At 62.6% G+C, this 12422-nt stretch carries 13 protein-coding genes and 2 pseudogenes; 12 read left to right on the top strand and 3 right to left on the bottom strand.

Translation table 11 applies throughout. The annotated features are described in order from the left end of the window. Positions 1-187 precede the first annotated feature (187 nt). The 9 genes and pseudogenes from PA01_16255 to PA01_16220 all read left to right on the top strand — a co-directional run bounded on the left by PA01_16255 (position 188) and on the right by PA01_16220 (position 8511). The gene (locus PA01_16255) at positions 188-1732 is read left to right on the top strand and encodes a cytochrome B6 (GenBank protein KON79985.1); all 1545 of its coding nucleotides are present in this window, start codon (positions 188-190) and stop codon (positions 1730-1732) included. A 205-nt stretch (positions 1733-1937) separates the two neighbouring features. Next, positions 1938-2228: a hypothetical protein gene (locus PA01_16250; GenBank protein ID KON79984.1), complete on the top strand. Its 291-nt coding sequence runs from the start codon at positions 1938-1940 to the stop codon at positions 2226-2228. Positions 2229-2508: 280 nt separating this feature from the next. Continuing rightward, entirely contained in the window at positions 2509-3072 is a 564-nt protein-coding gene (locus PA01_16245) for a GspH/FimT family pseudopilin (protein ID KON79983.2), read from the top strand. After that, positions 3063-3848: a prepilin-type N-terminal cleavage/methylation domain-containing protein gene (locus PA01_16240; GenBank protein KON79982.1), complete on the top strand. Its 786-nt coding sequence runs from the start codon at positions 3063-3065 to the stop codon at positions 3846-3848. Before PA01_16245 ends, PA01_16240 begins: the two co-directional genes overlap by 10 nt. Positions 3849-3864: 16 nt before the next feature. Next, entirely contained in the window at positions 3865-5154 is a 1290-nt protein-coding gene (locus PA01_16235) for a PilX N-terminal domain-containing pilus assembly protein (GenBank protein KON79981.1), read from the top strand. Between the two features lie 7 nt (positions 5155-5161). Continuing rightward, on the top strand, positions 5162-6910 hold the full coding sequence (locus tag PA01_16230) for a hypothetical protein (protein KON79980.2): 1749 nt from the start codon (positions 5162-5164) through the stop codon (positions 6908-6910). Positions 6911-6942: 32 nt separating this feature from the next. After that, positions 6943-7098 (top strand): annotated as a pseudogene (locus tag PA01_19145) (prepilin-type N-terminal cleavage/methylation domain-containing protein). Next, positions 7078-7401: pseudogene (locus PA01_16225) on the top strand (type IV pilin protein). The pseudogenes PA01_19145 and PA01_16225 overlap by 21 nt, the downstream one beginning before the upstream one ends. 93 nt (positions 7402-7494) lie before the next feature. Further along, positions 7495-8511, top strand: coding sequence for a histidine kinase (locus PA01_16220; protein KON79978.1), 1017 nt, complete (start codon positions 7495-7497; stop codon positions 8509-8511). 25 nt (positions 8512-8536) lie between these two features. On the opposite strand, the gene PA01_19140 is transcribed toward PA01_16220, so the two are convergent. Further along, on the bottom strand, positions 8537-8998 hold the full coding sequence (locus tag PA01_19140) for a GspH/FimT family protein (GenBank protein KAI5912354.1): 462 nt from the start codon (positions 8996-8998) through the stop codon (positions 8537-8539). A gap of 361 nt (positions 8999-9359) precedes the next feature. Between PA01_19140 and PA01_16210 the strand changes: the two genes are divergently transcribed. Both PA01_16210 and PA01_16205 read left to right on the top strand, forming a co-directional pair. After that, on the top strand, positions 9360-10019 hold the full coding sequence (locus PA01_16210; protein KON79977.1) for a TIGR02281 family clan AA aspartic protease: 660 nt from the start codon (positions 9360-9362) through the stop codon (positions 10017-10019). A 168-nt stretch (positions 10020-10187) separates the two neighbouring features. Then, positions 10188-10721 (top strand): CoA pyrophosphatase, encoded by a 534-nt coding sequence (locus PA01_16205; protein KON80403.2) that lies wholly within the window; start codon positions 10188-10190, stop codon positions 10719-10721. A 50-nt stretch (positions 10722-10771) separates the two neighbouring features. On the opposite strand, the gene PA01_16200 is transcribed toward PA01_16205, so the two are convergent. Beyond that, entirely contained in the window at positions 10772-11113 is a 342-nt protein-coding gene (locus PA01_16200) for a DUF86 domain-containing protein (GenBank protein KON79976.1), read from the bottom strand. Further along, the gene (locus tag PA01_16195) at positions 11103-11411 is read right to left on the bottom strand and encodes a nucleotidyltransferase domain-containing protein (protein ID KON79975.2); all 309 of its coding nucleotides are present in this window, start codon (positions 11409-11411) and stop codon (positions 11103-11105) included. The genes PA01_16200 and PA01_16195 overlap by 11 nt, the downstream gene beginning before the upstream one ends. Before the next feature lie 198 nt (positions 11412-11609). Between PA01_16195 and PA01_16190 the strand changes: the two genes are divergently transcribed. Beyond that, the gene (locus PA01_16190; protein KON79974.1) at positions 11610-12377 is read left to right on the top strand and encodes a 3-hydroxyacyl-CoA dehydrogenase; all 768 of its coding nucleotides are present in this window, start codon (positions 11610-11612) and stop codon (positions 12375-12377) included. The last annotated feature ends 45 nt before the right edge of the window (positions 12378-12422 follow it).

The following is a 12422-nucleotide window of genomic DNA, read 5'->3' as shown; positions in this document are numbered from 1 at the left end:
TGAAATTCCCTGAAAACACGGCGTTTCCGACATTCACTACCCATTTCTGGTAGTGAATGTACGTCCTGTTCGTCATAACAATCCTGCTGTTCAGCGTCTAGTGTTCGAACTGGTGACCGCTCCGCGCCTCGGGGAACGGTCGGGGGGCCGCGTGCGAAGCTTCCGAGGAAAGCCAAAGGAGAGATCGATGAACAGACGACGTAGCCCGGTTTTCGGTGCCAGTGTTGTGATCGCCGCCCTCTTGACGAGTGGAGCACCGAGTCATGCCCAGAACACCCCCGACCGTCCCGCCGCGGCGCCCCGCGATGCAGCGGCCGAAGTGCAGGCTCCGCGCGAGGTCCCCGTCACCCGCCCCGAGCAGCGCCTGTCCGAACATGACCGGTCGGACGTGTTCGACCCGCCGGACGGCGCACCGCTGTCCCCGGCCTTCCGCAACCAGCCCGACAATGGCCGCGTGCTGGGCTTCGATTTCGCCCGCGATCCGCTGAACGCCAAGAAGCCGATGCAGACGTTCGAGGAGACGATGCGCGCCGACGTCGACGCCCGCGCAAAAGTCATGCAAACCCAGCGTGAGCTGCTGGCGAGCCGCTACGATCTGACGCCGCGTCTCGACCCGGAAGCGCGGATGTCCCGCGGCAAGCCGCTGCCGGTCGGCCCGACGGCGCGTCTTGCGGAAGGCGTGGACTGGGATGCCCTGGGCGAAATGGCGCCGGAGCAGATCCGCGAGCGCGGCATCTTCCCCTATCCGTCGCTGCCTCATCCGAAGCAGGCCACGGGCGGGCAGGTGTTTCCGCAGATGCAGATCGACATGTTCCCGCGCCTGGAGCGCTTCGACGTCGAGTTCGACCTGCCCGAAGCTTTCCTGCCGGAATTCCCGCCGGCGATTTTCCTGCAGAACCGGCCGGAGCTGGGCGACGTGTCGCGCGGCGAAGTGGTGTCGATCAACAACTTCCACCGCCTGTTCAAGGGCATCCTCACCCCCGTCCAGCTCGACGGCCTGCGCCTCCTGGTCACGCCTTTCCCGCAGGAGGAGTTCAACGCGACGGACGACCGCAAGAGCGCGCAGCCGAGCCTCGGCGTCGCCTGCTTCGACTGTCACGTCAACGGCCACACGACCGGGCAATTCCACCTGAACCCCGACGACCGCCCGCAGGAACGGCGCTTCCGCCTCGATACGACCAGTCTGCGCGGCCTCTTCAACCAGCAGATCCACGGCTCCAAGCGCAGCCTGCGCTCCGTCGAGGATTTCACCGAGTTCGAGTTCCGCACTGCCTACTTCAACGGCGACCCGATCCACGCGATGAAAAAGGGCTTCACGATCTTCGACCGCATCCACGTCAGCCACATGGCGCAGGTGCAAAACATGCTCGACTTTCCGCCGACGCCCAAACTCAACGTCGAAGGGCGGCTCGATCCGGCCAAGGCGACGGAGCAGGAGCTGCGCGGCGAGGCGATCTTTTTCGGCAAAGGCCGCTGCGCCGGCTGCCACGAGCCGCCGGCCTACCTCGACCACCAGATGCACGACCTGCACCTCGAACGCTTCCTCGACGAGCCGGGCGACGGACCGATCAAGACTTTCACGCTGCGCGGCATCAAGGACAGCCCGCCGTACCTGCACGACGGGCGCCTGCTGACGCTCGAGGACACGGTCGAGTTCTTCAACCTGGTCCTGGCGCTGAAGCTGAACGGGCAGGAGAAAGCCGACCTCGTCGCGTTCATGCGGCAACTGTAGGAAAAAGGGCGGGATGGGGTGGCGCGCTTCACGACAACTGCGCCGCTCCTCCCGCGGCGGTGGGCAGTGATGGATGGGGGCGATCGGCGACGGTCGCGCCCTGCACCGGTTACCGCAGCCGCTCGTCGAGTAGACTATGCCCCTTCATCGAAAGCACCACCGCCCGATCGAGGCTCCGATATACAAGCAACGGGAAGTCTGAAGAGTGATTGGAATCCTGAACAGAATCACCCGCAGGAAGCACGACGACAACAAGCGATCGCTGAGGGAGAACGCCGAAAAAGTCCTGAAGCACGATCAGCTGATCGCGAGAGTGAAATCGGGAACGGAAGTGCCACCCGGAACTGCCGACGCCGGTGCCCGCTCAAAGGAGCCGCCTTCAGCGGACCCCGTGATCGACGTAGTAGACTCCACCATGCCGCCTCAACCCGGCCTGCCTCCGGGATTCGAGGATGAGCTTCGGCGTCTGAGCAAGCTGATGGATTTCGACGATTAGTAGGTAAGTAAGTTGGCTTGACCCATTTCTCCGGCGCCATTTCTGCCGTCGCCCCATTTGTCGGCCGCCCAGCCGTTCATCCGCCGATTCATGCCATTCGCTCTCCCGGTCTTTCATCAGGGATGAGGCGAGGTTACGATCTGTAACAAATCAAAGAGAGTTTCTGGCGGTGCCGCGTCGAGGTCACATCTGCCCGGTTCCGGGTGTTTGCCCATCGTGCCGCACCAAATTCACGCTTGTGTCGTCCAGGGGCATTTTGCATAACTTTGGGACGGGTCTCATGAGTACTTTGCGTCGTCCTTCTGGGGTCACGCTGATCGAACTAATGGTTACTGTTGCCGTGCTCGCGATCATTGCAGCCACAGCCGCGCCGAGCTTTCAGAGCTTCCTCGACAAGAACCGCCTCGTCGGGGCGGCCGAGGCGATCTATAGCCAACTGCAGTCCGCACGCTCGGAGGCAGTCAAGCAGTCGGCCGACATGGTGTTCGTGGTCTCGCCGGACGCGCCGTGGTGCGTGGGATTCAGCCGACGCAATACCATTACCGGTACGCCGTGCGACTGCACCTCGGCGATCGATGACGAGGACGCCTGCAGCGTCGTCGCCGACGGGACGAACTCGGTACTGAAGGTCGTCGAGGGCAGCGCGTTCAATGGTGTCACGGTGGATGCCGGCGCGCCGGCGAGCATGACTTTCAGTGGGGTCCGGGGTACGACGACTGGGGCCGGATCGATTCCGCTCCAATCCGCGTTGGGCCGTCAGTTACAGGTGGAGGTCAATTCAATCGGCCACGTGCGCCTCTGTTCGCCGTCAGCTCCCGTCGGAGGCTATCCCTCATGTTCCTGAGCAAATCCCGCCAAGCGGGCCTGTCGCTCGTCGAACTCATGGTCGGTCTGGTCGTGGGCTTGATCGTTGTCGCGGGCGCGGGCGCCATGTATGTGACGACGGTGCGCGGGCAGACCCATGCGCTGCGCGCCGCGAAGCTTAATCAGGATCTGCGGGCGACGATGAGCGTGATCGCGTCCGACATCCGGCGCGCCGGCTACTGGGCGGGCAGCGTCGCCGTGAACGCCGGGCCGCCGGTTACCTATACGTTCCCGACCAATCCCTACACCGCGGCAACGACTGACCTCGCGATTCTCGAAGGTGGCACTTGCGTGATGTATGGCTACGACGCCGACGGGGACGGGGCAGCGGTCGAGGGGGGCGAAGTATTCGGTTTCAAGCTCGATGACGACGACGTCATACGGATGCTCGATCCCGGCAACACGCTGACGCAGACGTCCAACTGCACCACCGGCACGTGGGGCGCGATGACCAGCAACGATACCGTCGTCATCGACTCGCTGACCTTTTCGACGACCGGCTCTCAGTGCATGAACGCGACGACCGGGCTTACTTGGCGGATCACGGAATCGAGTACGAACCGACCTTGTGCCGCGCCGGAGGGCGAGATCACGCTGAACGGAGGTGGCTACGTCGAGCCGGTCGCGGGTGATCTGATGACCGAAGTGCGGCAGGTGACGATCACGCTGACTGGCCATCACGCGAGCGATCCCGCGATGGCGAGCACGGTGACGGAAACCGTGCATCTCGCGAACAACCGTATCTTCAACTGGTAGTGAGTGGGGTGATGTGATGCGAAAACCGAGCGGATCGCGCGCGCAACAGTATGGCGCCGCCACGCTGCTGGTATCGATGGTGCTGCTGATCGCGGCCACGCTACTGGTGCTCTACGCTTCCAATACGGTTGTTGGCGAGCAGCGGATGTCGGCGAACGAAGTGCGCAGCAAGCAGGCGTTCGAGGCGGCCGCGGCCGGCATCGAGCTGACGATTCAGCAAATCAACGCAAGCGAAGACGACATCGACTTCAATGCGGCTGCGCAGACCGCACTAAACATTAGCTGGACGCCAACGAATTCGAGTTTCAGCGTGTTGTTCTGCGAACCAACGACCTTTGATCTCGCCAATTTGCCTCACTGTGGAGATAGTGCGGACGATGGCATCACGGCAGCTTCGTGTACCACTCCTGGTGCCTCTGCAAAAACGGCTTGGGCGGTTTCGTGCGGATGGAGCGACGACAGTGCAGCGAGAAAACGCATCCTCACGTTGGTCGCGAAGACCGACCCGGTGCCGGTAGACATTTCGAATCCGCTGATTGCGAATGGCTCGGTCGGGATGAGCGGTAATGCGACGGTCGTCAATTACTTCAATAATCTCACCGTGTGGACTGGGTCGACCCTCGACAACACCGGCAACACCGGCAAGACGGTGATACGGCGCCCGGGCATGACCAACGCCACGAGCGGCTGCGCAGGGGGCGCCGGTGCTTGTACGTCGCAAGAGGTGACGGACCAAGTTGGTGGTGGCGACCAGGTCTGCACCCAGGCAGAGGATTTGATCTGCACGACGAGCACCGGCGTGTTTGGGCCGGACGTCATCCAAAGCGATACGACGCTCGCGAACTTGACCGGGGACCAGTATTTCGAGAATTTCCTCGGCATGAAGCCGAATGAGTACAAGTCCACGCAGGCCGAAGAGGTCGTGGTCGGCGCCCACGCGGGTTCCATCGGTGACGGGGAAGCCGACAACGGCGGTGGCACAGTATTCTGGGTCGAGGGCAATGCCGCGATCAATCAGGACATCGGCTCGGCCAACAAACCCGTGGTGCTGGTCGTCGATGGTGACCTCGACCTCAGCGGCAGCCCGACGATCTTCGGTATTGTCTTCGTGAGGGGGAATCTGACGCAGAGCGGTTCGGCGACGATCCGCGGCGCGGCGCTCATCACTGGCAGCGTGGATGCCGACGGCAGCCTCAACGTGATCTACGATCCGGACGCGATCGGGGGCGGGAAATGCTGGAAGTTATGCCTCACTGCCGGGAAGTTGGCGCGATTTCTGAGCTTACGCAACATATTCGACAGGTGAAGCGGCCATGAAAAACGCTGGACGGCAGGCCCACAGGGGCATGGTACTCATCGAGGCAATGGTCGCCCTAGTGGTGATGGCTGCCGGGGTTCTCGGCATCGCGAAACTCAACACCTTCTTCATCGAGGTCAGCGGGCAGGCGAAAGCGAGGACGCAGGCGGTGCAGTTGGCGGAAGGCAAGCTCGAAGAGTTGCGTTCGCTGATGGTGAGGAGCCAGTTCGACGCAATTGCCGGTGAATGCGACAGTGTGTACGGTATGTCTGCGTCCGACGTGCAGTCGACGGCGTTCGAGCGCTGCTGGACGACGACGCCCGATCCGATCACCGAAGACGATGACCATGCGGAAATCACGGTACTTGTGTCCTGGACCGACCGGATGAACGTCGAACAGGTGGTCGATGTGCGCTCGATTGTCGCGTGGGACGATCCCGGCAAGGCGGTCGCGCTCGTCAAGCCCGGCGAGGGGGCGGGCAGCCACGCCGAAACTCCTACCGGGCGGGCGCAAATTCCCGGTAATACCGTCCCGCCCATTACCTCAGGCTTCACGCCGACCGTTGATGGTCTTCGTCTGAAGCAGATTGATGACAAATGGCACCTTGCCGACTCGACTGGCAAGGTGGTGTTGGTCGCGACTCGGGACGATGAGCAATTTAGCCAGATTGCGGGCAACGTCTACATTGATCAGAACAATCTAAGTTCCCTCACTAATGAGGTGGTCTATGTCGTAATTTCCGACGCATCGTTTTGTTCGATGACGCCGGCGAAAAACCCCGCCAGCCCAAGTGCTCTGACAAACTATGACACGGGAACCATCTATAAATACTTCAGTTATCGTTGCTATGTCGGCGCGAACTGGTTCGGCAACATCGGTGTAGTGCGGACAGACAGTGCGAACACGAATGACCGCGTGTGCCTCGGTGATCCGGCCGTCACTGCGGTGGCGTCGACTGTGAAGAGCGACAATCGCCATCCTACGCTCGGCAGCTCCCGGATGTATCGCGGCTACGTGTCAGCCGGCGCTTTCTACAAGTCGACTGGCATCGGTGTACAGTCGAGTGATACGAACGACTACACCGAAGCCGTCTACGACGGTCACGATTTCCTGCTGACGAGGATCACCGGCAATCCGGTCGATTCGGATTGCAGCGCGAAGCTCAGGCTCTACGACAATACGAGTCCATATCAGCCGTTCTCGACCGACGCGGTCACGCACACCGGCTTCCAGCCTGATAGCGACACGCTGGACGCAACCGAAACTGCCTACCTATATGGCGGCAGCGATACCGTAGTGCTCGGCAATCCCGGAAAGTTGTTCTGCTTCACTACGACTTGCCCCGATCCTTTGCCGAACGCTGCAACGCCTGAAATCACGATCAGTATCACCGGGCGGGTTACGCGAAGCCCGACGACGGGTTCCGGCAAGCCGACGACCGTGTCGATGTCGACGAACAGCGGCGGCAACTGCACTCCGCCGTCCTGGTCTGGCAATGATGCTGAAAGTAGCCTTTACACCTGCTCCTTTACCGGCGCCGGCTTCACCGGCAGTAGCTGGTCGGGGGCGATCACCGTTACCACGGGAAGCGGCAACTTTGTTTGCCAGACTGCCACGACCGGAACAGCGTCGCCGCTACCGGCAGCCCCTTCGACTGCGACAGCGACGACCTACACCTTTAATTTCACGGACCAGTCGATCAGTGCGGGCAGCAGCACCTTTAACTTCGGGATCGGCGAGACCGCAGATCATTGCGTACCCTGAACTCGACAATTGATTTTGGGAGCAGCACGGATATGAACGAGAGAGGCCACAACTTGCGCGGCTGCCCCACCGCCGTCCGAGCGGCGGAGGGTTTCACGTTGATCGAATTGATGATCGCTATCGCAGTGATCGGTATCCTGGCTGCCATCGCCTACCCGAGCTATCAGGACTACGTCCGCAAGGCGCGTAGAGCCGATGGCAAGGAGGCGTTGGTGAGGTTGCAGATCGAGCAGGAGAAGTGGCGTACCAGCCATACGACCTATACCGGCACTATCGGTGGCACGGCCGGCGTATCCGGGCTCGGCTTGCCGACGACTTCTGCAGAGGGCCATTACACCATTGCGATCACCGCCAACTCGGCGATCGGCTTTACTGCGACAGCCACGGCTCGGGGATCGCAGGCGAGCGATACCGACTGCACCACGCCCACGCCCTTGACGTTGACGGTTGCGGCCGGAGGCGAAACCAAGACGCCGGCGACCTGCTGGTAAGTGCCAGGCCGTTAAGGTGACGGTTGCACGAACCCCGGAAGCGGCTGGGAGCTTTGCTCCCGCTGCCGTGGCAGGGGCTGATGAGGCGGGGCTGTGCGTAGTGACAAACTGATCACGCTTCCCGATTTTCGCAACCTCGGTGTGATTCTGCGGATTCTCGTGATTGCGGAGTTGGCAAGTCTCGGCGCGCTGCTGGCGCACTCAACGGATGGATTCGCGGCCTTGCTCCGCGTTCCCGACTCGGGACTGCTGTTCGAATCATCGCTGCTGGTTGTCATGCTGCTCCTTTTTCTGCTGTCGCCTTGGCTACGCCCTTTGCCGTACCGCCAGGCGGTGTGGCTAATAATCGGGTTGGCGGCGGCCGTTTCAGCAGCGCAGGACGTCGGTCTGAAGGCATGGGTCGGACCCCTGCCGACTGGGGGCGGCTTAAAGGCGGCGGTGATCGCGGCATTGCTAGCCGGCCTGATCCTCGCGTATTTCAACTGGCGCCAGCGAGTACTTTCCCCTGCGCTCGCGGAAGCACGCCTCATGGCGCTGCAGTCGCGGATTCGGCCGCATTTTCTGTTCAATAGCCTTAATACTGCGGTGTCGCTTGTACGGCGCGATCCGCGGCTGGCGGAGCAGGTTCTGCTCGACATGTCGGACCTGTTCCGCGTGCTGCTCGCTGAACCGCGTTCGCTCGTGCCGCTCGCCGACGAGATCCGGCTGGCGCGTTCATATCTCCAGATCGAGCAGCTTCGGCTTGGGGAGCGCCTGCGGGTAACATGGGATTGCGAGAACGCGCCGATGAGTGCATCGGTGCCGATCCTGTTGCTGCAGCCCTTGCTTGAAAACGCCGTCCGGTATGGCGTCGAACCCGCGTCAGGCGGGGGAGATGTTTTCGTCCGGATCCACGCAGAAAGTGGGGCACTGCATATCGAGATCGCCAATTCGATTCACGATGCAGCGTCGGAAGTTTCGAAGGGAAACCGGATCGCCCTTGCGAATATCGAAGAACGACTCGCGCTGCATTTCGACTCCGAAGCGCAGCTGCGAACTTTCGGCAAGGATGGGCGTTTCGTTGTGCAGGTGAGACTGCCGGTTGATGCCGGATCCCGGGCGGCTGTATGAAGGCTCGTGCATGCACGATGCTTCGTCAGCAGGTCGGGTAGCCGAGAACTTTTCCGTCGCCGCTTGGCGAACAACTGCGCACTCGTCCGATATTGCTGACGATCACGCGGACCTCCTTCCCGCCTGCCGATCTCAGCGTTACCGTCGCGTTCGTACCGAGCGCCGTGCCGCGCACGGGGTTGAAGCGTGTCGATCCGCGAGTGGCCCGAGCGATCACGCCCGGAAATTCTGCAGCCTCGAACACTTTCAGAACCCGTTCGTCGGCCTGCGGGATCGAGCACGCGGTTTCGTCTTCGGGATCGGCAATGGCGGTGTCGCACGTGGTGAGATCACGAATGCCGACGCGCCACGCGCCCGTGTTGTTCATCGAGTAGGTGACGACCATCGGAACCATCTGCTTGATCCCTTCCGAGCGCGCCAAGTGCAGCGCGGATTGAACTGCCTCGGCCGCGCCGCTCACGCGGCGGGATTCGACCATCATGGCCATCAGAGGCTGGCCTGCACCGAGCAGGATCCCGATCACCGCGAGTGTGACGAGAAGTTCGACCAGGCTGAAGCCGGACGTGGGCTTTCTGAACATGCCAAATATATAAATGGTCTGGGCAATATATGCAAATAAAGTACATTCTCTCCGTGACGTTATCCTCCCTGGTCCCTCTCCACTGCAGTCTGGTGCGCTTGAGCATTCGGCGGTAACCTCTACGCCATTACTTTGAATGGGGGCCGAGATCCTGATCTTTCTCTTGCGACCCTCGTTCCGGCGGCCCATTTCTTTCGGGCCGGCGACTGCCGGGAGTGCCTTCCGCCACTGCCGCCATACCGCGCAATTTCTTCTCCGAAGGTCATCGATGCTGCGGATTTCAAAGCTGTGCGGGGTTGCGATGGCGTCGCTCGGGGCGGCTTTCGCAGCTGCGGCGTCGTTCGGCGCCGAGGTCGAACTGGTCGGCGTGTTCGGCGCGAAGGCGGTGCTGATCGTCGATGGCGGGGCGCCGAAGACGCTGGCCGTCGGGGAACGTACGCGCGAGGGAGTCAGGTTGATCGAAGTCCGTGGCGAGACGGCGGTCGTCGAGGTGGATCGCATGCCGCGCCGCATCGCGCTCGGGCAGTCGGTGCTGCGCGCGGGCGGGCCGCCAACGGTGTCGGCAGCGGTCAGTCTTTTTGCCGATTCCTCCGGCCATCACTTCGCGAACGGCACGATCAACGGGGCCGCGGTGCGTTTTCTCGTCGACACCGGCGCGAGCATGGTGTCGATCGGGATGGCGGATGCGCGGCGGGCCGGCATCGACTACCGTCGCGGTGTGCCGGCCCGCACGCAGACGGCAAGCGGGCCGGCGATGGTTTGGAAAGTGCGGCTCGATAGCTTGCGTGTCGGCGACATCACGATGCACGGCGTCGACGGACTGGTGCATGAAAACGACCTGCCGTTCGTGCTGCTCGGGATGAGTTTTCTCGGCCGCATGGACATGCAGCGGGAGAGTGATCGGCTCGTGCTGCGCAAGCGCTATTGAGCGCCCCGAGGAACCGGCTGTGCCGTTTCCGCTCCCGAATAAAGGGACAAGAAAATCCGGGGCTGCCAAGCGTTTTCTGGAGAGGTAAGACGAGTGATCGAAAAGAAGCTCATGGAAGCGGCACTCGATGCCGAGGGGCTGCGGCGCCGGTTCGTCGATGCGCCGCAGATGGCGCCGGTGCGCGAAGACGGCTCCCATCGGGGCGAGTTCCGCCCGGCCGCGGTGCTGGTGCCGGTGGTCCTGCGCCCGGAGCGGCTTGCGGTGCTGCTGACGCGCCGCACCGATCATCTGCATCATCATCCGGGCCAGATCAGCTTTCCCGGCGGGCGCGTCGAGAAAGCGGACGTCTCGCCGGTGATGACGGCGTTGCGCGAGACCGAGGAGGAGACCGGTCTCGACCCGGAACGCATCGAACTGCTCGGCGAACTGCCCGATTACTTCACCGGGACCGGCTTCAGGATCACGCCGGTGGTCGGGCTCGTGCATCCGCCGTTCGAGCTGAAGCTCGACGCTTTCGAAGTTGCCGAAGCGTTCGAAGTGCCGCTCGCGCATTTCCTCGACCCGGCCAACCACGAGCGCCACAGCATGGAATACCAGGGCCGGATGCGACAGTATTACGCGATGCCGTACGAAGGGTATTTCATCTGGGGCGCGACGGCGGGAATCCTGGTGTCGCTGTACCGGTTCCTGGGCGGATCGTGAACGGGGACTGCGTGAATCGGCGCGCCGTTGCCGGGGGGTGGCGGTTCAGATCAGGAAGGGGCCAAGAGGTCGGTGATCGTATGGCGGAGGGTAGATAGTTTCGCTTCGACGACGCCCCATACGAGCTTGTCGTCGACTGACGCATAGCCATGGATCAGCACGTTTCGAAACGACACGATGCGCGCGAGATCGGGGATAGTTTTCGCTGTTGCCGGGTCACGGCGCGAAAGCGCATTGAGCGCTTCTCCGATGATTCCGAGTTGCCTCTCGACTGCGGACTTCAGCATCGGGTCGCTGACGTAGTCCTCGTAAGATCTGCCCGATACGAACTGCTCGATGAGCGCGGCAGCGTTTTGCGCGTCCCAGAGATACTTGGGCGAATCAGCGTGCATAGATCGTTTCTCGCGTCTGCAGGACACGATCCCGGAAATAAGGGTTCGCCATCGCGCTGCTCGTGACGAGATCGATCGGACGCCCGAGCAGCAGTTCCAGTTCTTCTTGCAGGGTAAGCCAAGCCTCAGCGTACTTGGCAGGGGGCCTATCGTTGAACTCGACCAGGAAGTCGAGATCGCTGCTGGACGGCGAATAGTCGTCGCGAACCCCTGAGCCGAAAAGATCCAGGCGCTGAACCCCGAGCGATCGGCAAAGTTCGGCGATTCGTTCGCGTTGTGACTCGACGAGAGCAATCACTGTCGTCTCCATGGGGGCGTCGGGAGCGAATGAAGTTTAGCCTATGCGCGTCAGTCGCTGGCGCGATAGACGAACCGCTGCCGGGGAACGGGTGGAAAATCTATCGGTGTCGGCTCGCCAGTTGACGTTGACGTCAACGGACATTATGGTGCGCCTTCGTACGCCCGCATCCGGGCGGCATTCACGGAGAGTCTCGCAATGAAGATCGAAAATGGCGTGTTCGTCGTCACCGGGGGCGGGTCGGGACTGGGGGCGGCGACCGCGCGGATGCTGGTCGGGGCCGGAGGCAAGGTGGTGCTGGCCGACGTGAATCGTGACGCGGGCGAGGCGCTCGCGGCGGAGCTGGGCACCGCGGCGGCGTTCGTCGCGACCGACGTAACTGACGAGGCGAGCGCGAAGGCGGCGATCGATCGCGCGGTGTCCGGCTTCGGGGCACTGCACGGGCTGGTCAATTGCGCCGGCATCGCTCCGGCCGAAAAAGTCGTCGGTCGCGAGGGACCGCACCGGCTCGAGTCGTTCGCGCGCACGATCACCGTCAACCTCATCGGCAGTTTCAACATGATGCGGCTCGCCGCGGACGTGATGACGAAGGCGGCGCCGAACGACGAAGGCGAGCGCGGTGTGATCGTCAGCACCGCGTCGGTCGCGGCCTATGACGGCCAGATCGGCCAGGCGGCGTATGCGGCCTCGAAGGCGGGCGTGGTCGGGCTGACGTTGCCCGTGGCGCGCGAGCTCGCGCGCTTCGGCGTGCGGGTGATGACGATCGCGCCGGGGATCATGGAGACGCCGATGCTGATGGGCATGCCGCAGGAAGTGCAGGATTCGCTCGGCAGGACCGTGCCCTTCCCGTCGCGCATGGGACGGCCCGCGGAATACGCGGCGCTGGTGCGCCACATCATCGAGAACGCCTACCTCAACGGCGAGACGATCCGCCTCGACGGCGCGATTCGCATGACTGCGAAATGAACTGAAGCGGACGCGGTCGCGGCGACCGTGAGCGGCGCGAGCGAC

This window comes from Azoarcus sp. PA01, assembly GCA_001274695.2.
Lineage (GTDB): Bacteria > Pseudomonadota > Gammaproteobacteria > Burkholderiales > Rhodocyclaceae > Aromatoleum.
The sequence above is the reverse complement of the archived record's forward strand: the minus strand, read 5'-3'. Positions and strand labels throughout refer to the sequence as shown.